Origin of the sequence: Streptomyces sp. F63 (genome assembly GCF_018070345.1) — a bacterium.
Lineage (GTDB): Bacteria > Actinomycetota > Actinomycetes > Streptomycetales > Streptomycetaceae > Streptomyces.
On sequence record NZ_JAGPXX010000012.1, the window covers coordinates 149,453 to 173,430 of the forward strand.

Consider the following 23,978-nt stretch of genomic DNA (forward strand, 5'->3'; position numbering starts at 1 on the left):
AAAGAGCATTCGCCATGTTCCCACTGGACACGCTGACCCTCCGGGCGCGCGCACACCTCGCGGAGCTCCGCCGGCACCTCCGCGAAGACGACGGCTACACCACCGAGACCGTCGTGGTCACCGCCCTGCTGGCGATCCTGGCCCTGACCGTGGTGGGCATCATCATCGCCAAGGTCACCGCCAAGGCCAACGGCATCGACCTGGGATAGACCGTGACCGCTCTCCGGCCCAGCCCCGGCGGAGACCGCGGAGCGGCGAGCACGCAGCTGGTGCTCGTCGTCCCGGCGCTGCTGCTGCTCGCCCTGCTGGCGGTGCAGTTCGCCCTGGCCTGGCACGCGCGGCACATCGCCCAGTACGCGGCCCAACGAGCCCTGGCCGCCGCCCGCGTCGAGGACGGCAGCGCGGCGGACGGCCGGACGCAGGCGCGGCGCAGCCTGACCGCACTGGGCAGCCGCGTGCTGACCGCTCCGTCCGTGACCGTCGACCGCACGACCGCCCGCACCACCGTACGGGTGGACGGGGCGGTCCTGGCCGTGGTCCCCGGCCTGGACCTGCGGGCATCCGGCACAGCCTCCGGACCCACCGAGAGAATCACCACCCCGACCGGAGACCGATCGTGACCCGGCAAGCCCTCAAACAGCGCTGGAACGGCGAGCAGGGCTCGGCGGCGGTGGAACTGGTCCTCGTCACACCCCTGTTGGTGCTGCTCCTGCTCGTCGTGGTCGGGCTGGGACGGCTCACCGACGCCCGCCTGATCGTGGCGGACGCCGCCCACCAAGCCGCCCGTGCTGCCTCACTGGCCCGCACCGAGGACGACGCCCGCGCCCAGGCCCAGCAGGCGGCGAGCGCGGAACTGCGCGAGGCGGGAGCCTCCTGCACCCGTCCCAGCGTTCGCCTCACCACCGGCGGACTCGCCCCGGGCGCCACCGTGATGGCGACCGTTTCCTGCACGGCCGACCTCAGCGATCTCACCGGATCACGGATGCCCGGCCACGTCTCCCTGACCGGTACCGCCTCCTCCGTCGTCGACTCCTTCCGGAGCGCGTCATGAAGAAGCGCCGCATCCCCGCGCGTCCGCCGCACACCTGGAGCCGGTTGCCGGCCGGCGAGGACCGGGGGCAGGTGGCGGTCTTCGTCGTCGGGGTGTTCGCCATGCTGTGGCTGTTCGCCGGAATCGTCGTCGACGGCGGGCTGGCCCTGGCCGGCAAGGCCCGCGCCCTGGACGTGGCCCAGGAGGCCGCCCGCACCGGCGCTCAGCAACTCGACCTCGGCCACCTACGGCGCGCCGGAGACATCCGCCTCGTCCGCGACCGCGCCGCCGCGGCAGCCCGCACCCACGTCGCCGCCACCGGAGACAGCGGGCGGGCACAGGTGAAAGGCAACACCGTCACGGTGCACGTCAGCCACCGCCAGCCCACCCAGATCCTGCAGCTCATCGGTGTGCCCACCCTGACGGTGACCGCGACCGGCACCGCGCACGCCCAACGCACCACCCCGTGACGGGCCGCCCCGCCCACCACATCCCGGCCGAGAAAGCGAAGGCAGCGATGAACCACCCAATTGCGCTGCGCCAGCGCCTCAGTGCAGCCGCCACGGCAGGCGGCACCCTGGCCATCACGCTCGCCCTGCTGGTCGGCATGCCCTGCGTGCTGTGGCGGGCCACCGGCATCCCGCGGCCCGAGCGGGTCTACACCTGGCAGGAGTTCATGGACCGGCTGGCGCAGCCGGTCAGTGACCCCTTGGCAGTCGACTTGCTCGCGATGGTGGGCTGGATCTGCTGGGCCGTCTTCGCCTGGACAGCGCTCCGCGAGATCTGCTGGTACGCCGCCCACCTGCCGCAGCTGCTCCGGGACCACCGGGTGCACGACGAGCACATCGCCGAGCTCTCCTTCAGAAGCTCACTGGCCGCCCTGTGCATCGGCACGCTGATCGTCGCCCTGCTCAGCCTGTGGCGTCCGCCGTCGGCTGGAGCACAACAGCCCATCTCCGCTGGAGAAGCACGAGCGCAGTTCACCGCGACGGCCCCCTTCATCCCGGCCCTCGACCAGCAGACTGCCTCTCCACGCTCCACGCCCGGCGCTGCCAGCGCGCGGACGACCACAAGCGATCCGGGAAAGGGGCGCACCGGACCCAAGGCAGAGACGGGCGCCGTGCGGCACATCGAGTACACGGTGGCCGAAGGCGACACCTTGTGGGACATCGCGCACGCGCACTTGGGAGACGCCTGCAAATGGCCCCGGATCTACGCCCTGAACAAGGACCGGCTCCAAAGTGACGGAGCCCGGCTCAGCGATCCCGACCGCATCCTGCCCGGCTGGCGGCTGACCATCCCCGTCCCCCAGACCGCCACCCCACAGCCAGCGTCGCCCCACAGCCCTGATGCCAAAGCAGGCGCTCCTGCGGCACCACAAGCAGAAGAGCCGCTGAACGACACGGCTCCGGGCGGGGATACAGAGCCTGGCCACCAGAGGCGGGAACCGAGTATGTCGGCGAGCCCTGCCCAGCAAGGCGACGCCGAAGCGCGGGAAGCGGACACCCAACAGGGGCCCGCGGCCATCAGCCTCGGCGAGGCGAGCCTGCTCGGTATCACCGCGGCGGCCGGCCTCCTTGCTGCTCGGCGCTACTGGTACTGGCACCGAAGCCGCCTCCGTAAGCCCAGCACGGAGTCGGAGCCGCAACCGGAGACGCCCACCCTCAGCCCGCTGGTGGAGAAGGCAGCTCAAGCGGCACATGCCGCCACGCTGCACCGCCAACCCCAGGACCCCGACGCCTTGATCGCCCGTCGGACCCCACCGCAGGAACCTCGTGACACCGGCACCGTCACCATCGGCGTCCAGGACAACACCGAGGTGACCCTCGACGAACTGGCCCGCCCCGGAGGATGCACCTGGTCCGGGCCCGGCGCCGAGAACGCCGCCCGAGCCCTGCTCATCGGCATCCTCACCGCCGCGGAGCGCCGCCGTCCCCAGCCTCCGCAGGTGCAAGCCGTCGTCCCCGAGGACGTGGCCGAGCAACTGCTCCCCGGACTACCACCGCAGTTCACCGCTCTCACCCAGACCACCGACACCGCACAGGCCATCCAGGCCGCCGAACGGCACCTGATCACCCACGCCCGCGCACAGGACGAACGCGAAGCCTCCGCCGACGCCACCGGGGCGACCGCCACCGACCCCGCACCCGCTCAGGAGACCGGGCCAGGCACTCTTGTCCTGCTCACCGCGCCCGACGCGGCCCACCTCGGCGAACTGCAGACGCTGGCCGCCCGCAGCAATCCCGACACCCTGGTCGTCCTCACCCTCGCCACCGCACTGCCCGGCGCCGAGACCTGGCACATCACCGACGACGGAATCACCAACCGCCCCGGTACGGAGCAGGGACGGGAGCCTGCAGAACACCTGCGGCTGTACCACCTCACTCCCGAAGCCGGGCGGGACGTCACCGAAGTCCTCCTCACCGCCCACGGCGAACGCCCCCGCCTCCGAGTCCTCCCCGCCCCGAGCACACGCCCCCGCGAGAAACACTCAGAAGCCACGACCGACCTTGCACCGGAGGACGCCCCGGCCACCCCACCCCCGCCCGCCGTGCCACAGCCGGCCCAGGCCAAGCCGGTCAGCCTCCAGGTCCTCGGGCCGATCACCCTCTACGCCCGCGGCCATCGCGACCCCATCGGCACCAACCTCCGGCCCGAGGTCCACGAATTCCTGGCCCTGCTCGCCGCCCACCCCGCCGGCCTCCTCGCCACCGACATCGCCGACAAACTCCAACTCGAACCGGACAGCATTCAGAACGCACTGAAGAATCTGCGCCGCGCGGTCCGCCGTGCACTGCGCGCCGCGACGGATGTCACCGGCCAGGAATTCGTCCTGCTGCAGGGAGAACTTCACAAACTGCACCCGGAACTCGTAGAAACGGATATCGCACAGTTCAGCAGAAAGATGAAGCATGCTTTGTCAGTGCAGGTGAAGGACGCGGAAAGCGAAGCTGTTTCGGCTGTCGGCGAGGCCCTGGCTCATTACCGTGGACCGTTCGCCCAGGGAGGCGACTACCTCTGGGCCGACGCGATCCGTGAGTACTTCGCCACTCAGGCCACCGATGCCGTTCTCCGCCTGGCCCGCAAAGCCGAACAGCCCGGCACCGCCCCCGGCGTCCAGGAGTCGGTCCTGGCCATGCTGGAGCAGTTGAGCACCATCCACCCGGACCACGAGCGGCTTGCCCAGCACGCCATCCGCCTCTACCAGGCCGCTGGGCGACACGACGCAGCCCGGCACACCTACACCCGTCTCAAGCGGCACCTCGACGACCTCGGAGTCGAGCCAGAGCCGGCGACCCGGGCCCTCATCGCGCCCAGGAGTCACGCCCGCCAGACCCGGTAGCCGCACACGTCCGAGACCCTGCGCGCCATGCCGGTCTGAGGTGAGGGACGCAGTGGCATTCCACCCGTCGTATCAGGCGTCGTATCCGGCGTCGCTTGCGTGTACGCGCTTGGACACGACACCCCGTCCGCGGGCGTAAGCACAGGTCGGAGCCCCTGCGAGCCATCGGCTGGCGAGGCCGACTGTATATCGGTGCAGCAACGCATCCCGATCTACGGATGGTCCGGCCGGCACCGCGACCTCCAACCCGGACCTGCCTGCCCTCGAACACCGGCCCGCGTCCGCGCCCCCGCTTCCCCGGCTCACACTTCCTTCCTCTGGCAAACCCTCATACCCACCCACGCTGGCGCGGCACGACCCCATGCATCCGAGGTGCGGCTGCGCCGGGGACCGCGCCGGGGACCGCGCCGGGGACCGCGCCACACCGGGCACGCGCGGCGCGCGACACGGCGTCGGCGTGCACCGGTGACCTGGACATCGGTCGTGCACGCCGCCGACCACGACACAAGACGTCGTGTGACCGCGAATTCCCCTGAATTCCCGTCGTGAATTCGCGAGAATTCCAGCATTTCCGAGCCGGAATCCGACTTCAAGAGGGGTGCGGGGCGAGCTATATTTCAATTGTTCCCGGAAGGGCCGGGAACGAGAAATCCCGCTAAAGGTGTCCGGTCCTAAACGGATAACGGGTGGAGTGCGCCCAAAGAATGGGGATGCGCTTTCAGTCCGCATCGCGGATTCCTTTGGCGGCCGGAGAAAAGGAAACGCTCGATGACCGGTGCCGCCGCCCCCTCCTCCGCACCCACCCCGACCACCGTGCCGACGCCGACGCCCATGCCGACTCCGGCCACCCCGGTCCCCGGGACCGCCGCCCCGACCTCACCGCCGAGCCCCGGAGGAAAGGCGCGCCCGGGCGAACTGCGCGCGAGGATCGCGCAGGTTCTGGTGGCGAACACGACCGCACAGTTCACCGTGACCGCGCTGGCCCGGATGCTGGGGCATTCCGGCGGGGCCGTCGGCAACGCCTGCGAAACCCTGGTGAACCGGGGCGAGGCGGAACGGGTCGGCTCACAGCCGCGCATGTACCGGGCGACCTCGGCCACGGCCGCCGCCGCGCGCCGCGCGACACGGACGGCACCCAACTCCCACGGCGCGCCAACACCCAACGCACAGGCAGCCCCACCGGCACCCGTCACCCCGCCACCGGGCGGGCGGCCCGAACCCGTCATCCGCCCGAACGGGCAGCCCTACCACCCCCGCGCGCTGGCGGAACTGCCGGACGTAGAGGCCCTGCGCAAGCTACGGGCCGGGCAGGTGCCCGTGTTGCTGTACGGGCCGCCGGGCACGGGCAAGACCTCCCTGATCGAGGCCGCCTTCCCCGACCTGATCACGGTCGCAGGCGACGGCGACACCACGGTCGGCGACCTGATCGGCGAATACACCCAAACGGCGAGCGGCGGTTACGAGTTCATCTACGGACCGCTGGTGACCGCCATGCAGGAAGGCCGGGCCCTCCTCCTGGACGACGCCACCCTGATCTCCCCGAAGGTGCTGGCGGCCCTGTACCCGGCCATGGACGGACGCAGGCAGATCCAGGTCAAGGCCCACAAAGGCGAGACGATCACCGCCGCCGACGGGTTCTACGTGATCGCCGGTCACAACCCGGGCGTCCACGGCGCGGTCCTCACCGAGGCCCTGGCCAGCCGGTTCTCGGTGCAGATCCAGGTGGGCTCCGACTACGACCTGGCCGCCTCCTTGAAGATCAACCGGACAGCGGTGCGCATCGCCCGGCACCTCGCCGCCAGCCAGCAGGCAGGCGAGACCGGCTGGGCACCGCAACTACGCGAACTGATCGCCTTCCAGAAGATCGCCGACGTCCTGGGCACCGAGGCAGCCTTCGCCAACCTGGTCGGCATCGCCCCCCTGGAAGACCGCGACACGGTCGCCGAGGTCGTCACCAAGGCCACCGGCCGCCCCATCACCGCCCTGGCCCTGGGCCGCCAGCTCTGACAACGGCCCCGCCCCCTCACCCCACCCACCGCCTTCCAGGAAGGACCGCCCCGCCATGCCCGCCCACACCCAGGCCCACATCCAGACCGCCCCACCCGCCATGACCGAGGCCGAACTCGACCTGGCCCGCTGGGAGGACGACGGAGGCCCCGCCTTCGAACCGCCCTGCCACCCGCACGCGGGGGAGTGGCTGCGCATCGCCGCCGCCCTGAGCGAGCGCCTGCCGGAGCTCGCCGGACGCGAGGACGTCCTCGTCACCTGCGAGATCGGCACCCGCTCCGGCGCCCCGGCCGCCTTCTACCCCACCGCAGCCCAACTGGAGATCGACGCCGCCCTCTTCGCCCCGCTGAGCCCGCCCACCATCGACCCCCTGCGCCCCGGGGACGAGGACCGCTACCCGGCCGCCTGGGGCGCCTTCACCCACGAGGCCGCGCACGCCGCGCACAGCCGGTGGAACACCCCGCCCGCGCTGCGCGGCACGGCCCTGGACGCGGCCGGGGCCGTACTGGAGGAATCCCGCGCCGAACGCGCCCACCTCGGCCGCCGCCCCGGCGACCGCCGCTACCTGCGAGCCGCCGTCACCACCCTGGTCCTGAAGGACTTCACCAGCCAGCCCCTCGCCGACCGGTGGCAGGCCGCCATGGCGGCCGGACTCCTCCTCGCCCGACGGGACGCCGGAATCCTCGACCCGGACGAGACCGCAACCCTGGAGAACACGGTCACCGGCATCCTCGGCGCCGACCTGGTGGAAACCCTCGCAGCGATCTGGACCGCCTCCCACACCACCGGGGACGAGGACGGGCAGACGATGCTGGAGCACGCCCGAGCCTGGTGCCAGGCACTCGGCACCGACCCGGCAGGACCGGAACCAGCCCCCGACCCCAACGGCGAAGCATCCACGGAACTGGCCGAGGCGATCGGCAAGACCGTCTCCACGGTGGCCGCGAACGAGGCTATGCAGGCCGCAGCCCAGGCACGTATCGACGCGGCCCGCGCCGCCCGGAAGCAGGCGAAGGCCGCCCAGGCCGCCCAAGCGCGGCAGGCGGCACAGACAGCCGAGAAGGTCTTCGGCTCCGGCGGACGCCCCCACACCCCCGGCAAACCCGGCCGAGGCCAGCGCGGCCGCTCCCCGGTGATCGACACCCGCCCGCCCACCGGCGCCGAGAAGGCCGCCGCCGGACAACTGGCCAGAGCCCTGCGGGCCGCCGCCTACCGGGAACGCACCACCACCCACACCGCCTCGGCGGTCCCGCCCGGACGCCTCAACATGCGCCAAGCCCTCGCCCGGGACGCGCAACGGGCCGCAGGAGCCGTCCCCACCGCGACCCCGTGGACGCGCACCGTCCACCGGTCCGGCCCCACCCCGCCGCTACGGGTGGGCATCGCGGTGGACGTCTCCGGATCCATGGACATCGCCGCAGCACCGATCGCCTCGGCCGCCTGGATCGTCGCCAAGGCCGTCTCCCTCACCGACCCCGACTCGCGCAGCGCTACCGTCGCCTACGACCGGTCGGTCACCGCGATCACCGCACCGGGCCGCACACCCCGAGCCGTCACCCGGTTCGCAGCCGAGGGAATGGGCCACAGCCTCGCCGAAGCCACCGACGCCCTGACAGCCGGAGTCGACCTCACCCAGCCCGGCGCGGGCCGCCTCCTCGTCATCGCCTCGGACGGCTACTACACCCCCGGCGAAGCCGCCCGAGCCGCCGAACGCCTCACGGCCCTCCGCGCAGCCGGATGCGCCGTCCTCTGGCTGGCCTTCGACCCCGACCCCCGCCCGCTGCCCGGCGCCACCGTGCTCGAACTCACCCACCCCGCCCAGGCAGCCACCGCGATCGGCAAGGCCGCCACCGCCGCCCTCGCCGCCGCCCAGCCCTGATGACCCGTGCCGCCCCGGGGCCAGCCCGGGGCGGCACCCACCCCGCAACAACCCACCCCCACCGAAGGGAGCCCACATGACCTCGATCGCCGAACGCGCGCACGCCGCAGCCGTGTTCCTCCGCTACTCCACCGAACTCAGCCTCTACGGCCGCCACCGGGGCGAGCAGTACGCCCGGATCACCGTACGGCTGGCCGCCGCCCTCGCACTCCACCCCGACCAGATCACCGTCACCCCGGACTGGCTCCGCCGCCGCACCACCCCCGGCGAGCCCGTCCTGGCAACCGCCACCTGCCCCGACACCGGCGAGCAGTACGTCTTCCTCGCCCGCTCCCCGCTCTACAACGACGAAGCCTTCGAACTCCTCGGCCCCTGCCCCGAATGCTCCGCCCCCGTACCGGTCGCCGAAATCCGGCACCTGGCCGACCTCGGCACCCACCTGGCCCGCCCGCCGCTCCCACGCGGAGACGCCCTGTGCCTGGCCACGCTGCCGGACACCTTCCCGCGCGACGAAGGCCACGCCACCGCCTGCCCCTACGGCGAAACCTCCTGACCCCTCACACCCCACACCTCCTGAAAGGAAACCCACAGCCATGACCGACCCCATCCGCATCCCCCGCCCGGCCACCCCGGCCGACGACAAGGTCGACGCCCACACGGGAATCCCAGCCGTCCCGCCCCACCCGGGCCCGGCCGACCGCCCCGCACCGGGCACCTACGCCCTGCGCGTAGCCCTCGGCGAACACGGCTACCAAGCCCTGAGCCGCCACCGCCAGGCCTACGGCACCGCGCTGGGCGAACTGGCCGACCTGCTCTGGCGCACCGCCCGCGAAGCCGACCGCCTCCACCGCAAACTGCTCCGCCACGCCGCCCACGTGCGCGACCGCCTCGACCACGCCCTCGCCCCCAGCCAGGAGCCGCTCTTCGCACCGGCCACCGGCCTGCTCCAGAACGCGGGCCACACCACCGACCTGCACGCCGCCCGCCTCGCCCAACAGGTGCGCCAGGTCATCGTGGTCCTGGAGAGCTACCAGGCAGTCGTCCGGCGCACCAAGCCCTGACCACGCGCAGCTGACCCAGCGGGGGCCCGGCCACCCGGGCCCCCGGCCCCTTCGAACAGGAGCCACACCCATGCCTGGCACCAACTCCCCGCAGCAACGCGCCGAGCACCAGACCCACACCACCGCCCGCGCCGTCCTCGACCCGGGCCGCACCGAGGGCTTCCCCCGCCCTGCCGAACTGCTGGCCCACGCAGCGGACCAAGTCCGGTCCTCCGACCACACCCCCCAGCAACCGCCGGACCTCACCCGAGCCAGGGCGCAGGCCGCCGGCCACCGGGCAGCCTCCGCACACACCCCGCACATCCCGGGTGACCCGCACCCGGAGCACCAGCAGCACACACCGGACCGGCTGCCCCACACTGCCCGCACCGCACTGCTCACGGCAGCCGCCCGACGCGCAGCCCCGGCTCCCAACGACACACCGGCTCCCACCGGTCATGCCGCGGAAAAGCGCAGAAGGCCACCCGCACGCCGAGGCAGTACGACGGCGACGGGGCTCTGCCCGTGCGAGTGCAACAGCGGAGACTGCTGCGGCGGCTGCAGCCACGCAGGCTGCGGGGGACGCCGATGATCCCGAACCTCCAGCCTCACCAAGGCGGTACCCCGGAACCCGACCTGACGGAAGACGGTGTCGAACCAGAGAGGGAAGGGCTGAACGCCGACGTGGCCGACCCGGCCACCGGCGCCGTCCGCCTGTGCGCCCGGATGTGCACCACCTGCATCTTCCGCCCCGGCAACCCGATGCATCTCGAACCGGGCCGGGTCACCCGCATGGTCACCGAAGCCCGAGCCCGCGAGGGACACATCCCTTGCCACGCCACCCTCGGAACAACCGAGCCCGCGATCTGCCGCGGCTACGCCGACGGCCCCGACCAGGGCCGCAGCCTCGCCCTCCGCCTGGCCCGGACCTTGGGCAGACTGGAAGAGATCAATCCCCCCTGACTACGTCGAAGCGGTGAAAGGGACCTGTCATGAGGCAACCGCCGGCCGCACCCCACGGTCCTCCTCGTTGCACCCCGCGGCTTTGGCAGGGGGATGTGGTATCTGGCTCCGAGGCGTTCAGGAGGGCAGGGCCGTGTTGAGGTAGTCCTGCACCGGTTCGAAGAGCCCGTACGGCACGTACTGCGGGATTTCGCCATGGGCGACCCAGGAAAGTTCGGCGAGTTCCTCGGTGTCCGCGACGTGAGCGGTACCGTCCACCACCTCGCAAGCGGTGTACGACATCAGCCGTCCCGTCTTCGGGTGGATGCGCTCGCCGAGCAGCTGCACAGCCGCCACGGTCAGCCCTGTCTCCTCCTGGGTCTCCCGCACGGCGGCGTCCTCCCGGGCCTCGCCGGGCTCGATCTCCCCGGCCGGGAACTGCCAGGAGAGTTGCCCCTCGCTGACCCGGCGGCGCACCATCAGCACACGTCCCTCGTTTACGACGATCGCAGCCGCGATGCCCGGCCGTTCGTCCGTGTTCTCTTGCGTCACGTCTGCTCCTCCAGGACGGATGGGACGACTGGCTCTGTACACGAGAACGGGCTCTGGTCCACTTCCTGTGGTCGTGTACGCAAGGTGACTTTCGACCTCCGCGTGATGCCGGTTGAGTTCGCCGAAAGTCGCCCGACTGGCCGGTGGTGTGGGCGACAGTCCTTCGCTGTGAGGCAAGTCCCGCCGCAACTGGATGATCTGCTGTTCTCCTCGGTCAAGGGCGTGTTGGTGGAGTCGGTCGAAGTGGCCGACGCCGTGGCCCGGGTCGAGGTTCGGGCCACCGCAGCGCGCGCGGTCTGCCTGGGGTGCGAATGCTGGTCAGGTTGATTACATCGGCTCCTACCTGCGGTTCCAGGCCACCACCTGCCGGCATGGATCGAAGCGGCGACCACCGCCGGCCTGCCCAGCCTCCAGCGATTCGCCAGGCACCTTGAACGCGACCTTGACGCCGTCACCGCTGGACTCTCACAGCCCTGGAACTCCGGAGTCGTCGAAGGTCATGTCAACCGCATCAAGATGCTGAAACGCCAGATGTTCGGCCGCGCCGGCTTCGAACTCTTGCGCAAGCCTCTTCTCCTGAAAGTGCTCAGGACACATCGTCGATCAACCCGAAGCCTTCCGGGAACTCTTCCAGGAACTCGCGACGAGCCGGGTCGGTCTCGGCGGCTGCCATCTCCCCGACCAGCTCGATCAGTTCTTGTCGCTGATCACCAGGCAGTGTGCTGACCACGTGGGCGACGCCTTCCAGCACCTTGACCGCGTCGTCGGGATCCATCTGCTCGTCTTCGCTACCGTCGATGAACCACAGGACATTGACCAAAGCCTCGGCCAAGGCACGAGTCAGGGATGGGAACAAAGACGTCACGACGGCCTCCCAGCGGATCAACGGCGGAGTCCGGCCATCTCACCACACGCCACATACTCACTTTCCGTGACCTCCCCCTTAGAAGGGGACCAGAGCCCGTTCTCGTGGACAAAGCCAGGACGGTCGTAGCGACGGCGATGAAGCGGGTCTCCGCGTTTCTGGGAGTCCACATGACGTCTATGTTCTCGGCTGCGTCGCTGTTCTTGGCCTCGGCGAGGTATTCGCACAGGAAGTACTCGCACAACACGTCTTCGTCCTCCGGAACCAGGACAACGACCTCATGTGCATCCGGCACTGGTGGGCGTGTGACCACGAGAAGCTTGCTCTCTTCACCAAGGCCAGCGCCACCACCGTTGCACTCGGAGTTCGAACTGGCCACGGCCACCCCGAAGCGCTGCTGGCTGGGGCAACCTCTGCGTCATGGCAAGGAATAGTGGGTGTGAATATGGCCGAAACCGATCGAAACCGCCACCTCCTTCGGAGCGTTGACACGTGCGGCAGGGAGAATTCCGGCCACGCGTCATCACGGAGAGTGTTCAGCGGGTGGAGGAAGTGACGGGTAGTGGAGAAGCCGGGCATGGAACGAAGGTTCCTTCTGACCCAGGCGGCGGCCAGTGTGGCCGTCGCCGGACTCGTTCTCGGCGGTTGCTCTGGACAGGGAAAGGAGCAGGAGGCCAAGCCGCTACCGGTGACGGCGAAAGGTCCCGAGTCCTCTCCGTCCGACCCGAAGCACGAGCCAGCTCTGGTTGCCTACCGCGCCATGTGGCGCGACCTGGCTATCGCGTCGGAAACCTCTGATGCCTACTCGCCGCTGCTTGACGATCACGCAACGGGCGATGCTCTGGCCCTGATGGAGCACGGCTTGCGGAAGGCCAAGGAGGAGCAGGTCATCAGTAAGGGGAAGCCCCGGGTGGACCCCAGCGTCGTCTCTTCATCGAGCCGGGAGGTCACCGTCCAAGACTGTGTGGACGGGACCGGCTGGCTGCAGTACAAGCCCGATGGCAAGCTGAAGAACGACGTACCTGGTAGCCATAGCCGGGCTGACGCCACCGTGCGCCTTGACGGCGGTTCCTGGAAGGTCTCCAAGCTTTACTTCCACGAGGCCGGGTCATGCTGACGGCAGCTTCGGATGCACCGCGCAGAGCCGTGGCGGTGATCGTTCTCATGTGCAGCTGGGCCGGAGTCCTGCAGGCCCCCGTGGCACGGGCGGATGAGACGATCCAGCACTTTGCTGGCGTTACTTGCGCAGCTGGCCGATGTGACGCGGAGGCGAAACGTGTTCGGCGCCCTGAAGCCGACAGGGTGAAGGGTGGGACAGACCAGGGTCGAGGAGCGCCGAAAGCGGGAGTGGCAGGGGCGGCTGGAAAGCGTGCTCCCAGCCCGCTCCCCACCTTGGTATCCACGGGATGGGAAGCCGACCTCGGTGGAGGGTTCGGGATTCTGCCCCGGTTCGACGGGGTGAAGCAGACTGCGAAGCCAAAGTCCGGCGGAGGTCCACAGGTCCCGCTGGAGACGGTGGTACAGCGGGCGGTGCAGCGTCTGACGTTGCCGGACCCTGTGATCCGTACGAGTCCGGATGCGGAGTCCGTGCAGGTAGTGCATGTACCCACGTGGATGTGGGTGGAGCGTTCGACATGGGGTCCGGTCTCCGTGACGGCTGCCGTGGAGGGCGTATCGGTGACCGCGACGGCGCGGCCGCGCAGGGCTGTGTGGTCAATGGGGGAGGGCGGCCGGGTTGTGTGCCGAGGGCCGGGGACGCCGTACTTGTCGGCGCACGACCCCGGGGCGTCGTCGCCAGACTGCGGATACACCTATCGGCGAGCGTCGGTGGGGCGGCCCGGCGGAGCCTTCACCGTATCCGTTGAGGTGTTCTGGGATGTTGAGTGGCAAGGGGGTGGCCAGGCCGGTGTGGTACCTGGCCAGGTCACGAGGGCGCAGCGCCAGTTGGTCGTCGACGAGGTGCAGGCCGTGGCCGTTCGCTGATGTCCGGCCGAGTGCTTTAACCAAGTCGCCACCGAGCGGGTCGAGACCCCCAAAGCGCCCTGATCCCAGCCAGCATCTGCCGATTCGGCGCCGGGCTGGCGGCGGCGCCGCGGCGTTCGGTGGTCTTCTCGCCTCCTCCGGATCAAGCAAAATCCAATATCAGTGTGTCCACCACTCAGGGGAGGACTCCGTCGTGGTTCCTGTTGCGGGCGCCGGCCCGGTAAGGAGGGTGCGGAGGGCTGCCGCGTCGGTGCGGAGTGCCGCCCCCTGGCCGTGGGCGGGCACGACCCAGGTGGGTGGGCGTTGGTGGGGTCCGCAGTCGGTGGTGTTCTCCGTGATGGCCACAACAGTGGGCAGATCGCCCAAGGCATCCGCTGTCGCGCTGGGGGCGAGGAGGATCTGTACGAGGTCGTGGTCGTGGCAGATCAGCACCGGGCCGATGTGATGGTTGCGGTCCCGCACGGCGTTGACCGTTGTTGCTCCTTCCCGCAGGCGCAGGTGGAGAGAGATGTAGGGACCGGTCGGAGTGAACTCGTGCTGGCCGAGCAGGATGACCTCTGCCGGCCGTAGAAGGCCGTCGATCATTGTGCAATCCGCAGCCCGGAGCGCGTCGGTCAGTCCTTCGTGGACGGGGATGATCTTGGTGAGATTGGTGATGCGCAGGAGTTTGCTGACGCGGCAGCTCGGCACGATGCGCAGCGTCCGGCCCGGCTGTGGTCGCAGCTTCTTCACCGCGCTGACGAGCGCTCCGAGGCAGGTGGAGTCGAGGAAGTCGACGTCCCGCATGTCCAGGACCAGGTCTCCAGTCGTCTCCTCGGCCAGAGCACACAGCGTCGTGCGCAAGGCCGGGGCCGCATAGACGTCCAGGGAGCCGTCGACGGTCACGGCGGTGTGCGGGCCGTCGGGGCGCCAGGTCATCTCGGCGTGGTCGCCGAGCTCAGCGCGGTTGGCGGTGTCGGTGGGCGCGGCGGGCTCAGGAATGGGCATCGAGATTCCTTCTGTCACTACAGCGGTCGGAGGTGAGGTCAGCGGTATGCGGTGTAACCGCGGGGCGGCCAGGCCGCATCACGTCACCGGGAGGGTGAGGTGGACGGGGAGTGTGGACAGGCCGTGGGCGATGAACGAGGGCAAGGGAGTGAGTTCTGCGCGGGGGACCGCGAGCTGCGCGGTGGGGAACCGGTCGAACAGGGCCGGCAAGGCGACGGCGGCTTCCATGCGGCCGAGGGCTGCGCCGAGGCAGTAGTGGGGGCCGTGGCCGAAGGCCATGTGCGCTTTGGTGGTGCGGGTGATGTCGAAGGTGTCCGGGTTGTGGTGGAGGTCGGGGTCGCGGCCGACCGCGCCGAATCCGGGCAGGATCGGCTCGCCCGCGCGGATCACCACGTCCGGCTCGCCGTCCTTCTGGCCTGGCAGGTGGATGTCGGTGGTGGCGAACCGCAGGGGCATATGCGTGATCGGTGGGTGGAGCCGGAGGACCTCCTCCACCACCGCGTCCCCAGGGCACTTCACCGGAGGCGGCCAGGTGGAGCTGGTCGGGGTGGGTCAGGAGTTCGGCGATGCCGTAGGCGATGAGGTTGACGGCGGTCTCGGCTCCGGCGCCGATCATCAGGGCGAGGGTGTCGAGCATCTCCCGTCGGGTCAGTGGTCGGCCGTCGTTGTCGCGGGCGGTGAGGAGGTCGGTGGCCATGTCGTCGCCTGGTTCGGCTTCCTTCTCCTGCAGTAGGGCCTCCATCACCGCGTCCAGGTTCTGGATGGTGTCGGCGGCTTGCTGCGGGGTGGCGGCGGTGGCCAGCACGCCGTCCACGGCCCGGAGGGCGTCCGGACGTAACCTGTCCGGCACGCCGAACAGATCGCAGATCAGCCTGGTGGGCAGGGGGTGGGCGAGGCGCTCGTACAGATCGGTGGGCTGGTCCGGCCGTGCATCGGCGGCGGCCTCTAGGGCGTCCAGGAGGTTGGTGGTGATGGCTGTGACCCGGGCACGGAGGGCCTCGATGCGGCGGGGAGCGAACGCCGGGGCGCTGATGGCGCGCAGGCGGCGGTGGTTCTCGCCGTCCTGAGTGAGCATGCTGGTGACCCGGACGAGGGCGGCCAGCGGCCACCCCTCGGGTACCTGTCCGTCGCGCCAGGCGGGCCAGTGCCGGGGGTTCTTCGATACGCGGGTGTCGTCGGTCAGCAGGGCCCGTATGACTTCGGGGCGGGTGATGGACCAGGCCGGGAAGCCGCCGGGGAGCACGATGCGGGCGGCCGGGCCCCGGTCGCGCAGGAGGCGGGCTTCGGCGTGCGGGTCGGCCCCGGTGGGGTCCAGGACGATGGGCTCGGTCCGGGCCTGGGTCATCGGTGATCTCCAAACCGTGCGGAGGGCTGGACGGGATCGAACTTCACCGGCAGCGAGGCGGGGGTGCGGTGGAACGGGCCGGGCCGGTAGGGGACGTCCTCGTCGCGCACGGTCAGCCGCATCCCCGGCACGCGGTCCAAGACGGTTTCGATCGCGGTCTTGGCGATGGCCGTGGCCGGGTCCTGCGCGGGGCAGGCGTGCGGGCCCGCGGACCAGGCGAGGTGGGCCCGGTTGTGCGCGATGGCGCCACCGTGCAGGTGGTGGGTCTGGAGGTTCGCGGAGGCGTGGCTGATCACCAGCGGCACACCGGCCAGGACCGGGGTTCCGGCGACGGTGGTGGGTTCGACGGCGTAGTGGATGGAGAAGTTCGCCATCGGGGCGTTGCGCCACAGCACCTCGTCCAGTGCCACCTGTACGGGAACGGTGCCGTGCTTGAGGCTGCCGGCGAACCGGGGGTCGCCGAGCAGCAGCTTCAGCCCGGAGGCGATCCAGCTGGCCGTCGGCACGGTCCCGGCGCCGACGAGAAGGACGAGCTGGTCGACCATCTCCTGATCGCTCAAACCGGCGGGGTGCTGGAGCATCCAGGAGGTCAGGTCGTCACCGGGCCGGTGGTGTTTGAGGGCCACCAGCTCCGACAGGCAGGCCGACAAGTCCTGGGAGGCGGCCTGGGCTTCGACGCCGGTGGCGTCGATCAACCCGCCGACGCCGCGCACCATGCGGGCGCCGACGTCCTCGGGGCAGCCGAACAGACGGGCCAGGACCCGGCCGGGCACCTGGAGAGCGAAGTCGGTGACGAGGTCCGCACGGCCGCGGGGTCCGAACTCCTCGACCGGGGGTTCGCAGCAGGCGATGACGGTGTCGTGCAGCTCGTGGGGGTCGAGCTGGCTAAGGCTGTCGGTGATGGCGATGTAGAGCCGGGCGTGCTCGGGACCGTCCGTGAACAGGGCGCTGGGCCGCCACGCCATCAGTGCCAGGGCCGGGCTGTCGTGGGGCACGTGGCCCTGGTTCAGCGCTTGCCAGCGGCGGGAGTCCTTGGAGAACCGGCCGGTGTCGCGCAGGACTTCCAGACAGGCGGAGTAGTCGACCACCAGCAGGGCCGGCGTGGCGGGGGCCAGCTCCACCCACGCGACGGGGCCGAGGGCCCGCAGGGCCTGATAGGTGGCCTCCGGACGGGCGGCGAAGTCGGGCCCGTACAGCCGCGCGGCCACGGACTGGCCGGTCCGGGGCGGCGGCGGGGTGTGGGCGGGGCATCCGGATGGTGGCGGGGAGATCACGCGGGCTCCAGAGACAGCAGGTACTCGGTGAGGGTGATGAGGGCCCGGGTGGACGAGGCGCGGTCGCGGGCGTCGCACAACGTCAACGGGGTTCGCTCGTCCAGGTCCATGGCGGCGCGCAGCGCGTCCGCCTCGTGGCGGGGAGCGTGGTCGAACTCGTTGACGGCGACGGCGTAGGGGATGCCGTACCGCTCCAGCAGGTCCATGAAGGAGTAGGACTCCTCCAGGCGCCGGGTGTCGGCCAGGACGAGGGCGCCGAGTGCGCCGGTCAGCAGGTCTTTCCACACCTGTTCGAAGCGTCCCTGTCCGGGGGCGCCGAACAGGTACAGCACGGTCTGCTCGTCCAGGGTCAGCCGGCCGAAGTCCAGCGCGACGGTGGTGGTGGTCTTCCCCGGGGCGGCAGCCAGGTCGTCGACGCCGACACTGGCGCGGGTCATGACTTCCTCGGTGCGCAGCGGGGGTATCTCCGACAGGGTGCCGACGAAGGTGGTCTTGCCGACCGCGAACGGACCCAGGACCGCGATCTTCAACGCCGTGAACACCCCGCGGGCCAGGTGCGTGCCGGGGTTTCTAAAGCGAGTTGTGGAGTCCACGCAGGAGCCTCTCCAGCAGTGCCCGGTCGGTGTGGGCGGCTTTCGGGATCGGGGCACGGGCGGTGACGTGCCCGCTGTCGGTCAGATCGGCGACGATCACCTTGACCAGGGCTGTCGCCAGGCCCAGGTGAGCGGCGACCTCGGCCAGGGCCAGCGCGCCGGGTCGGCACAGCTCCACCACCCGCTGCTCCTCGGGGGTGAGGCTGGTGGTGTCCCGGTCGCCGGGGCTGGGCAGGACCAGCGTCACCAGGTCGAGCGTGTTGCGCGAAGGCTTGGTCCGGCCTCCGGTGAGGACGTAGCCGCGCACCAGCCCCGGCGGCTGGTCGGGTCCGGTCACGGCCGCCGACCGGCGTCCGGGCGCCGGTCGCTGGACATCGCCGTGCCGAGCTGGCCGGCGGTGTGGTGCATGCGTGCGGTGACCACGTGCATTTCCACGCTCTTGCTGGTGGCCACGGCGAGGAAGCCGTTGGTGCCGGCGGCGATCAGGAAGACGAAGCCGCCGTCGAACTCGGTGACGCCCTGCTGCCAGGAGCCCTGGGGCTCGTCGCAGAACTCGGCCATGGTGCGGGCGGCGGCCTGGTAGCTGGAGATGGCCGCGGCCATCCGGTCGGCCGTATCGCGGTGCAGGCTGTCGGAGTGGGTGCGGACCAGGCCGTCGGAGGTGAGCACCAGGGCGTGGCGGACGCCGGGCAGCTTCAGCAGATCGTCCAGGGTCCAGCGGATGTCCTCGGCGGCGTGGTCAGACGGCGGGTTCACGGGTGGTGTCCTTCCTCGGGGGTGGGCGTGCGGCCTTCGCTGGTGCCGCTCCACCACTGGGCGATTCGGCTCGCGGCGGTCTGCGGGTCCAGCGGGGTCGAGGCGATGTGGGGGAGCTCGTTCAAGCTGGTGATCTGCCGGAGCCGGCGCCGCTGCGGCAGGCCGCCTGCGTCTGCCGCGCCCGGCGGCGGAGCGGCCTCCGGGAGGTGGGCGGAGGGGGTCGCCGGTGCGGGAGCCTCCCGGCTGGGCGACAGCGGGGCGGGCTCCGGGCCGGGCCGGCCGGGCTGTGGGGGAGGCGCCAGGTGGTTGGTCGGGATGCCGAGGACCGCGCGGACGCCTTGGTAGGGGCTGCGGTCCAGGGTGGCCTGGAAGCCGTAGCGGGCGCAGATCACGCCGACGATGGGGAGACCGAAGCGGGGAGGGTTGCCCATGGTGGACAGGTCCACCGGTGTCCGGCCGGAGAGGATCGCGTTGTACTCCCCGCGCAGGTGCGGGTTGAGGCCGATCCCCGCGTCGTCGATCGTGATGACGATGCCGTTGTGAACGTTCTCGAAGTTCACCCGCACCTGCGTGCCCGGGTGGGACAGAGCCACGGCGTTGGCCAGGAGCTCGGCCAGCGCGGCCACGAGCGGTTCGACGTACTGGCCTCGCAGCACTCGCCGGCCCTGGTCGAACTGGACCTGGACGCGCTCGTGGCCCTCGATCCGCGACATCGCACCGCGCACGACGTCGTAGAGCGGGGTGTCCTCGTTGAGCTGACCGGGCCAGGTGCCGCCGAGCATGGCCAGGCTCTGACAGCGGCGCAGCAGCTGGGCGTTGGCGTGCTGCAGCCGCAGGACCTGCTCCAGGACGTCGGTGTCGTCACCGAAGCGCTGGGCGAGTGCGTGGGTCTGCTCGTACTGCTGGTTGGCCAGACCCTGCATCAGGCTCGCGGCGGCACTCACGGTGGCCTTGGCCGAGGCGGACACCCGGGCGTGGGTGAGACGGACGGCCTCTGCGAGCAGTCCCACGACCGCCTCGTGGTGGGCGGCGACCCCGCTTCCTTCCAACTCAGAGTGGAGAAGGTCGTGCTGGTGGCTCATCGTCCGGCTCCGGGCCAGAAGGTCCACCGCCGCCGGCAGCCTGACCTCGGCCAGATGCCGGGTCTCCTCCTCCAGCCGGCGAGCGTGAGCCGCTGCGTTCTCCGCCCACCGGGTGGCTCGTACGGCATCCCGCCGGGCTGTGGCCAGGCCGCGGCGCGCAGCCTGCCGGGAGCGGTACAGGAAGAGCATCACGCCGAGCAACAGCAGGAGGCTGGCACCCAGGATGAGGGCGGCTAAGGACTGCCGTACGTCGAGCATCGGACCTCGTAACAAAGGAACGGTCAGAGGAAGGGGGGAAGGAGGCCGCCGGGCCGGTGCACCGCTACCGCAGCCCACGGGGGAAGGCATACGGGCCCCTTGTGGCACGCCCGACCCGGCGGCCGGTCTGGTGTCGCCCCGGGTGCGATTGGTGTTCTCCGCAGTCAGAGGCCGACCGTCTTCGGGAGGAGGCAGGAGTCAGGGCTTGACCGCGATGCCGGACCAGGCGGCGGACACCTCCGGCGGATGAGCGAAGGCGAGGGCGCCGCGGAGCTGTTCGCTGATCGCGGTGACGCCGGGATCCAGCACTTCCAGCCCGTTGAAGAAGCCGATGACCTCCTGCCGGGACCGCGGCCGCAGCGACAGACCGGCCTCCGCACACAACGCCGCGACGTGGCAGACATCCTCGGGACGGAAGTCGCCAGTGAGGTGGGAGATCGACAAGCAGCTGCCCGCAGGCAGCCAGGCGACCAACGCGTCGAGCATGGCGCGCACCGCGCCGTCGTCGGGGCACAGGTCCAGCACGCCGTGCAGACTCACCGCCACCGGCCGGCCGAGGTCGAACACCTTGGCAGCACACGAGAGAACGCGGTCAATGTCCAGTACATCGGCCGGGAGGTGCGCGGCCACCACCGGATCGCCCGGGTTCATCAACGCCCTGGCATGCGCGATCACGTGCAGGTCGTGATCGACGTACAGAACACGCACCCTGTCCCGGTAGGTCAGGGCCACCTCGTGCAGATCCAGGCCGAAGGGCCGGGGCAGACCGCACCCCAGGTCGAGGAACTGGCCCACGCCCCGGTCAGCGGCGACGGCCGTCGCGTAGCCGGCGAACCGGCAGTTGAGATCCTCGGCCCGCTCCAGCCACGGCGCGACCTGCAACAGCCTGGCGGCGAGTTGCCGGTCGCTTTCGTAGTGGTCCTTCCCGCCCAGGAGGTAGTTGGACAGGCGGGCGGAGCTGGCCCGGCAGGACGGCTGCACCAGCCTGTACGCGCGGGCAACGGTGGAGGGGGATACGGATGTGCTCATGCCGTTTTCCGGCCGGGGATCTCGGAGACCACGTGGCCGGCGTGCTGGGGCCGGTGCGGGTGGATGACCTGACCGCTGGCGAGCAGGAGGCCGGTGTCCTCGAACAACACGGCGCCGTCGCTTCGCAGCGCCCAGCCCTGTTCGGGGTGGTGCACCACAAGGCGGGCGTTCTCCTGGCTGGTGTCCTCAGGCGGGCAGGGAGGCTGGTGCTGACACACGGAACTGACCTTTCGGAAACTGCACGGGAAGGCCTACAGGTGGGTAGGGAAGGGGCGCCGTCGCCGGACGGCGGGATCAGAAGGAGAGGAGCAGCCGCACCGGGCGGGCCTGCCAGGTGATCTCGGCTCCGTCCCGGTAGACCGTCAGCGAGCAGGGGCGTTGCCGGCACAGGCGGGCGAAGTCCTCCAGGGAGCCACGGCCGTGCACCCAGCGGTCGAACACATGTCGCCTCTGGAGTCGGCCGAGGGTCGGCGTCACCGTTTGCACCGACCTCCTCATCCACTGGATTGCCGCACGCGGCGACGGGGCCGCGTACGCGTCCCACCGCCGCTCTCCACGCCGTCCTGCGCTGGTGTTGTCCTCAATGGCGACGAGCGCCTCGCACCACACCGCTGCGCACACAAGCGGGTAAGGCTCACGGCTTGCCGCTCTCCGCGGTGTGCCTGACGTCGCTTCAGGGCTGCCGATGAGGACGGCACCGTCTACCGCACCACAAATGACGCCTTGCCGAGCGCGCTGTTCGGTGGGTGGAGCGTTACGGAGGTCAGCGACGGCCAGTGCGAGGCGGGGCGCTGTCGGGCTCACCGGATACCTCCTTCCTGTGGTTGGGCGTGGCCGGAAGCGGATACGTTGAGCTAACCGCGCATCACGCGGTGTGGGTATGCAGTCAAGGGCGGTGGTGCCGCTAAACCTGCTAAAGATCGTTTCGCGAATGGGGGTGCACCATGGCGCGTGAACGGAACACCAAGCTCGCGGCGCTGATTGCAGAGACTGGCTGGTCGCAAGCCCAAGTCGCCGCTCGATTTGTCCGCGTGGCTCTGGAGGCCGACGTCCGGGAGTGGACGGGCGCGACGCGATCGCACGTCTCCCAGTGGGTTCTGGGCACGCAGCCGAGCGGCCGGGCGCCCGCTATCTTGTGCGAGACGTTGTCCCGGGGCTTGAAGCGCCCCGTGACGCTGACCGACGTCGGACTCACCGGTCCGGACCCGGCCGCTGCCACGGCACCCGACTGGCGGGTCGATACGCTGACCGCGCTGAACGACCTGGGCAGACAGGAGCTGGACATGGAGCGCCGGCGAGTTCTGGGAACCGCCGCCTACTCGGTGGCCGGTCTTGCTCTCCCTTCCCAACAGTGGTGGCAGCAAGCGACGCAACGCGCCACCGCTCGGGATACCACCACCGGCCGCGCAGTCGGCAGCAGCGATGTCGACGCCATCCAGGAGATGGGGAACTTCTTCTCCCGACGCGATCAGCGCCACGGCGGAGGCCACGGCCGCGCGGCCGTCGTCGCATACCTGACGTCAGACGTCGCCGAGTGCTTGAACGGCTCCTGCACCAGCGAGCAGACTCGGCGCCGCCTGTACTCCGCCGCCGGTGAGCTGGCGTACCTCAGCGGATGGATGGCCTTCGACGACTCCCAACACGCCATCGCCCAGCGGTACTTCACCCTCGCGGTCAAACTGGCCGCGGAAGCCGAGGACCCGGCGCTGGCCGCCCACATCCTGCGGGCCATGGCTCACCAGGCCGTCGACCTCGGTCACCCTCAGCAGGCCCTGGACCTGGCCGCCGCATCCGTGGACGGCAGCCGCTACCGCTTCGCTGTCCCCCGGGAGAAGGCCCTGCTCGGTGTCGTCCACGCTCGCGCCCTTGCTGCGGCCGGACGGAAACGCGAAGCATCTGCCGCACTGCTTCGTGCCGAAGGCGACCTCGCCGCGGCTCACGACGGTATCCAGGACCCCGGCCGTATCTTCTTTTTCGGCGAGGCGAGCCTCGCCCACGAGACCGCCTGTACCTTGCGCGATCTCGGCGATCTCGCCGGAGCTGAGAAGGAGTTCCGCCGGAGCGTGCGCACTCGCAAGGCGGCGGCCTTCAGCCGGACCCATGCCGTCACCCTGGGCTACCTCGGCGCCATCGAAGCCAGCCGGGGCAACGTCGAAGCTGCCTGCTCCACGTGGTCGCGAGCACTCGATGCGATGAGCGGAGTCCAGTCCGGACGAGCACGTCAGACGGTGTTGACCATGCGCCGGGTTGTTTCGCCCTTCCGTAACCGCGGCATCGGCGCAGTTGCCGAACTCGACACCCGAACTGCATCCCTGCTCCGTACGAGCCCTTGAATCAGCAGAACCCGACCATGACTGGGGCATGACGCCCCCGCTCACCTCCACAGCAGGAAGGCCAACCGCATGGCGGCGGATACGTTCGAAGTCCGGAGCATCGCGACCGTCGTGGGCGGACGCAAAGAGCCCACCGACGACTTCTGGGGCGAGACGCGGTCCATCATCCGGCTTCACCCCGAGTACCCCGTCGAGAGCCTCCAGGGCATCGAGGAATTCAGTCACCTCACGGTGGTCTTCCACTTCCACCTGGTCAGCCGAGCCGAGGAACACATCGGCGTCCGCAGCCCCCGGAACAACCCGGAATGGCCGGAAACAGGCACCTTCGTGCACCGCAACATGCGCCGTCCGAACCGGCTGGGTCTCGCCTTCCCCCGCCTCCTCAAGGTCGACGGGCGTGACCTGCACGTCACCGACCTGGACGCCGTCGACGGCACCCCGGTCGTCGACCTCGCACCTTGGTTCCAGGAGTTCGCGCCCCAAGGAGAGGTACGGCAGCCGAGCTGGCCCACCGAAATGCTCCGCGACTACTGGAAGACCTCCCCAAACCCTTAGAGGCCGTTCTCTTTCCGAACCTCATGTGCAGTTTCTGCTGGTCAGGCATGAGATAACGGTTGCTGCGGGAGTCTGGGTCCGTTGTTGGCCGAGATGTCCTGGGGGTGGCAGATGCCGTCGATGCG

General features: G+C 70.4%; 25 protein-coding genes and 3 pseudogenes. 14 read left to right on the forward strand and 14 right to left on the reverse strand.

Features of this window, described 5'->3' with window-relative positions; all coding sequences use genetic code 11:
• Positions 1-14: 14 nt before the first annotated feature.
• From KBZ10_RS15410 to KBZ10_RS15455, 10 genes are all read left to right on the forward strand, one after another.
• Complete coding sequence (locus tag KBZ10_RS15410) at positions 15-209, forward strand: hypothetical protein (RefSeq protein ID WP_210988193.1); 195 nt, start codon at positions 15-17, stop codon at positions 207-209.
• A 3-nt stretch (positions 210-212) separates the two neighbouring features.
• Positions 213-620 carry a TadE/TadG family type IV pilus assembly protein gene (locus tag KBZ10_RS15415; protein WP_210988194.1) on the forward strand — a complete coding sequence of 136 codons (408 nt, stop codon included), beginning with the start codon at positions 213-215 and terminating at the stop codon, positions 618-620.
• 50 nt (positions 621-670) lie between these two features.
• A complete protein-coding gene (locus KBZ10_RS15420; RefSeq protein WP_210988230.1) occupies positions 671-1,051 on the forward strand; it encodes a TadE/TadG family type IV pilus assembly protein in 381 nt (126 codons plus the stop codon).
• The gene (locus KBZ10_RS15425; RefSeq protein ID WP_210988195.1) at positions 1,048-1,500 is read left to right on the forward strand and encodes a pilus assembly protein TadG-related protein; all 453 of its coding nucleotides are present in this window, start codon (positions 1,048-1,050) and stop codon (positions 1,498-1,500) included. The genes KBZ10_RS15420 and KBZ10_RS15425 overlap by 4 nt, the downstream gene beginning before the upstream one ends.
• A 47-nt stretch (positions 1,501-1,547) precedes the next feature.
• Positions 1,548-4,373: a BTAD domain-containing putative transcriptional regulator gene (locus KBZ10_RS15430; protein WP_210988196.1), complete on the forward strand. Its 2,826-nt coding sequence runs from the start codon at positions 1,548-1,550 to the stop codon at positions 4,371-4,373.
• Between the two features lie 987 nt (positions 4,374-5,360).
• On the forward strand, positions 5,361-6,380 hold the full coding sequence (locus KBZ10_RS15435) for an AAA family ATPase (RefSeq protein WP_247702439.1): 1,020 nt from the start codon (positions 5,361-5,363) through the stop codon (positions 6,378-6,380).
• A 55-nt stretch (positions 6,381-6,435) separates the two neighbouring features.
• Positions 6,436-8,259, forward strand: a complete 1,824-nt coding sequence (locus KBZ10_RS15440) for a vWA domain-containing protein (RefSeq protein WP_210988197.1) — start codon at positions 6,436-6,438, stop codon at positions 8,257-8,259.
• Positions 8,260-8,335: 76 nt separating this feature from the next.
• The gene (locus KBZ10_RS15445; RefSeq protein WP_210988198.1) at positions 8,336-8,812 is read left to right on the forward strand and encodes a hypothetical protein; all 477 of its coding nucleotides are present in this window, start codon (positions 8,336-8,338) and stop codon (positions 8,810-8,812) included.
• Between the two features lie 40 nt (positions 8,813-8,852).
• Entirely contained in the window at positions 8,853-9,320 is a 468-nt protein-coding gene (locus KBZ10_RS15450) for a hypothetical protein (RefSeq protein ID WP_210988199.1), read from the forward strand.
• Between the two features lie 567 nt (positions 9,321-9,887).
• On the forward strand, positions 9,888-10,262 hold the full coding sequence (locus KBZ10_RS15455) for a hypothetical protein (RefSeq protein WP_210988200.1): 375 nt from the start codon (positions 9,888-9,890) through the stop codon (positions 10,260-10,262).
• A 117-nt stretch (positions 10,263-10,379) separates the two neighbouring features.
• On the opposite strand, the gene KBZ10_RS15460 is transcribed toward KBZ10_RS15455, so the two are convergent.
• Positions 10,380-10,793, reverse strand: a complete 414-nt coding sequence (locus tag KBZ10_RS15460; RefSeq protein ID WP_210988201.1) for an NUDIX hydrolase — start codon at positions 10,791-10,793, stop codon at positions 10,380-10,382.
• A 354-nt stretch (positions 10,794-11,147) separates the two neighbouring features.
• Between KBZ10_RS15460 and KBZ10_RS30055 the strand changes: the two are divergent.
• A pseudogene (locus KBZ10_RS30055) lies at positions 11,148-11,369 on the forward strand (transposase); the annotation flags it as partial.
• 10 nt (positions 11,370-11,379) lie between these two features.
• Here KBZ10_RS30055 and KBZ10_RS15470 read toward each other — a convergent pair.
• Together KBZ10_RS15470 and KBZ10_RS29475 are read right to left on the reverse strand one after the other, a co-directional pair.
• Positions 11,380-11,658: a hypothetical protein gene (locus KBZ10_RS15470; protein ID WP_210988202.1), complete on the reverse strand. Its 279-nt coding sequence runs from the start codon at positions 11,656-11,658 to the stop codon at positions 11,380-11,382.
• A 124-nt stretch (positions 11,659-11,782) separates the two neighbouring features.
• Positions 11,783-11,905: pseudogene (locus KBZ10_RS29475) on the reverse strand (NUDIX hydrolase); the annotation flags it as partial.
• A gap of 330 nt (positions 11,906-12,235) precedes the next feature.
• On the opposite strand from KBZ10_RS29475, the gene KBZ10_RS15475 reads away from it, so the two are divergent.
• Complete coding sequence (locus tag KBZ10_RS15475; RefSeq protein ID WP_247702411.1) at positions 12,236-12,775, forward strand: hypothetical protein; 540 nt, start codon at positions 12,236-12,238, stop codon at positions 12,773-12,775.
• A 1,025-nt stretch (positions 12,776-13,800) separates the two neighbouring features.
• On the opposite strand, the gene KBZ10_RS15480 is transcribed toward KBZ10_RS15475, so the two are convergent.
• The 11 genes and pseudogenes from KBZ10_RS15480 to KBZ10_RS15525 form a co-directional block, all read right to left on the reverse strand.
• A complete protein-coding gene (locus KBZ10_RS15480) occupies positions 13,801-14,628 on the reverse strand; it encodes an STAS domain-containing protein (protein WP_210988203.1) in 828 nt (275 codons plus the stop codon).
• 78 nt (positions 14,629-14,706) lie between these two features.
• Positions 14,707-15,084: a cytochrome P450 gene (locus KBZ10_RS30315; RefSeq protein ID WP_307847456.1), complete on the reverse strand. Its 378-nt coding sequence runs from the start codon at positions 15,082-15,084 to the stop codon at positions 14,707-14,709.
• 145 nt (positions 15,085-15,229) lie between these two features.
• A pseudogene (locus tag KBZ10_RS30320) lies at positions 15,230-15,973 on the reverse strand (cytochrome P450); the annotation flags it as partial.
• Positions 15,970-17,181: a cytochrome P450 gene (locus KBZ10_RS15490; RefSeq protein ID WP_210988204.1), complete on the reverse strand. Its 1,212-nt coding sequence runs from the start codon at positions 17,179-17,181 to the stop codon at positions 15,970-15,972. The pseudogene KBZ10_RS30320 and the gene KBZ10_RS15490, both read right to left, overlap by 4 nt.
• A 62-nt stretch (positions 17,182-17,243) precedes the next feature.
• On the reverse strand, positions 17,244-17,840 hold the full coding sequence (locus KBZ10_RS15495) for an ATP/GTP-binding protein (RefSeq protein WP_227959988.1): 597 nt from the start codon (positions 17,838-17,840) through the stop codon (positions 17,244-17,246).
• Entirely contained in the window at positions 17,818-18,177 is a 360-nt protein-coding gene (locus KBZ10_RS15500; protein WP_307847458.1) for a DUF742 domain-containing protein, read from the reverse strand. Before KBZ10_RS15500 ends, KBZ10_RS15495 begins: the two co-directional genes overlap by 23 nt.
• On the reverse strand, positions 18,174-18,596 hold the full coding sequence (locus KBZ10_RS15505) for a roadblock/LC7 domain-containing protein (RefSeq protein ID WP_210988205.1): 423 nt from the start codon (positions 18,594-18,596) through the stop codon (positions 18,174-18,176). The genes KBZ10_RS15500 and KBZ10_RS15505 overlap by 4 nt, the downstream gene beginning before the upstream one ends.
• Positions 18,593-19,936, reverse strand: coding sequence for an ATP-binding protein (locus tag KBZ10_RS15510; RefSeq protein ID WP_210988206.1), 1,344 nt, complete (start codon positions 19,934-19,936; stop codon positions 18,593-18,595). The genes KBZ10_RS15505 and KBZ10_RS15510 overlap by 4 nt, the downstream gene beginning before the upstream one ends.
• Before the next feature lie 198 nt (positions 19,937-20,134).
• Positions 20,135-20,965: an SAM-dependent methyltransferase gene (locus KBZ10_RS15515; RefSeq protein WP_210988207.1), complete on the reverse strand. Its 831-nt coding sequence runs from the start codon at positions 20,963-20,965 to the stop codon at positions 20,135-20,137.
• Positions 20,962-21,183: a DUF5999 family protein gene (locus KBZ10_RS15520; protein WP_210988208.1), complete on the reverse strand. Its 222-nt coding sequence runs from the start codon at positions 21,181-21,183 to the stop codon at positions 20,962-20,964. Before KBZ10_RS15520 ends, KBZ10_RS15515 begins: the two co-directional genes overlap by 4 nt.
• A 76-nt stretch (positions 21,184-21,259) precedes the next feature.
• The gene (locus KBZ10_RS15525; RefSeq protein ID WP_210988209.1) at positions 21,260-21,442 is read right to left on the reverse strand and encodes a hypothetical protein; all 183 of its coding nucleotides are present in this window, start codon (positions 21,440-21,442) and stop codon (positions 21,260-21,262) included.
• A gap of 692 nt (positions 21,443-22,134) precedes the next feature.
• On the opposite strand from KBZ10_RS15525, the gene KBZ10_RS15530 reads away from it, so the two are divergent.
• Complete coding sequence (locus KBZ10_RS15530; protein WP_307847459.1) at positions 22,135-23,298, forward strand: Tat pathway signal protein; 1,164 nt, start codon at positions 22,135-22,137, stop codon at positions 23,296-23,298.
• A gap of 69 nt (positions 23,299-23,367) precedes the next feature.
• Complete coding sequence (locus tag KBZ10_RS15535; RefSeq protein ID WP_210988211.1) at positions 23,368-23,853, forward strand: SAM-dependent methyltransferase; 486 nt, start codon at positions 23,368-23,370, stop codon at positions 23,851-23,853.
• Positions 23,854-23,978: the final 125 nt, after the last annotated feature.

Excerpts from the sequence above, each read along its gene's own strand:
- KBZ10_RS15475 (WP_247702411.1), top strand. The coding sequence starts at position 12,236 with ATGGAACGAAGGTTCCTTCTGACCCAGGCGGCGGCCAGTGTGGCCGTC.
- KBZ10_RS15480 (WP_210988203.1), bottom strand. The coding sequence starts at position 14,628 with ATGCCCATTCCTGAGCCCGCCGCGCCCACCGACACCGCCAACCGCGCT.
- KBZ10_RS30315 (WP_307847456.1), bottom strand. The coding sequence starts at position 15,084 with ATGCCCCTGCGGTTCGCCACCACCGACATCCACCTGCCAGGCCAGAAG.
- KBZ10_RS15425 (WP_210988195.1), top strand. The coding sequence starts at position 1,048 with ATGAAGAAGCGCCGCATCCCCGCGCGTCCGCCGCACACCTGGAGCCGG.
- KBZ10_RS15440 (WP_210988197.1), top strand. The coding sequence starts at position 6,436 with ATGCCCGCCCACACCCAGGCCCACATCCAGACCGCCCCACCCGCCATG.
- KBZ10_RS15435 (WP_247702439.1), top strand. The coding sequence starts at position 5,361 with ATGCTGGGGCATTCCGGCGGGGCCGTCGGCAACGCCTGCGAAACCCTG.
- KBZ10_RS15445 (WP_210988198.1), top strand. The coding sequence starts at position 8,336 with ATGACCTCGATCGCCGAACGCGCGCACGCCGCAGCCGTGTTCCTCCGC.
- KBZ10_RS15430 (WP_210988196.1), top strand. The coding sequence starts at position 1,548 with ATGAACCACCCAATTGCGCTGCGCCAGCGCCTCAGTGCAGCCGCCACG.
- KBZ10_RS15450 (WP_210988199.1), top strand. The coding sequence starts at position 8,853 with ATGACCGACCCCATCCGCATCCCCCGCCCGGCCACCCCGGCCGACGAC.
- KBZ10_RS15515 (WP_210988207.1), bottom strand. The coding sequence starts at position 20,965 with ATGAGCACATCCGTATCCCCCTCCACCGTTGCCCGCGCGTACAGGCTG.
- KBZ10_RS15455 (WP_210988200.1), top strand. The coding sequence starts at position 9,888 with ATGATCCCGAACCTCCAGCCTCACCAAGGCGGTACCCCGGAACCCGAC.
- KBZ10_RS15410 (WP_210988193.1), top strand. The coding sequence starts at position 15 with ATGTTCCCACTGGACACGCTGACCCTCCGGGCGCGCGCACACCTCGCG.
- KBZ10_RS15510 (WP_210988206.1), bottom strand. The coding sequence starts at position 19,936 with ATGCTCGACGTACGGCAGTCCTTAGCCGCCCTCATCCTGGGTGCCAGC.
- KBZ10_RS15535 (WP_210988211.1), top strand. The coding sequence starts at position 23,368 with ATGGCGGCGGATACGTTCGAAGTCCGGAGCATCGCGACCGTCGTGGGC.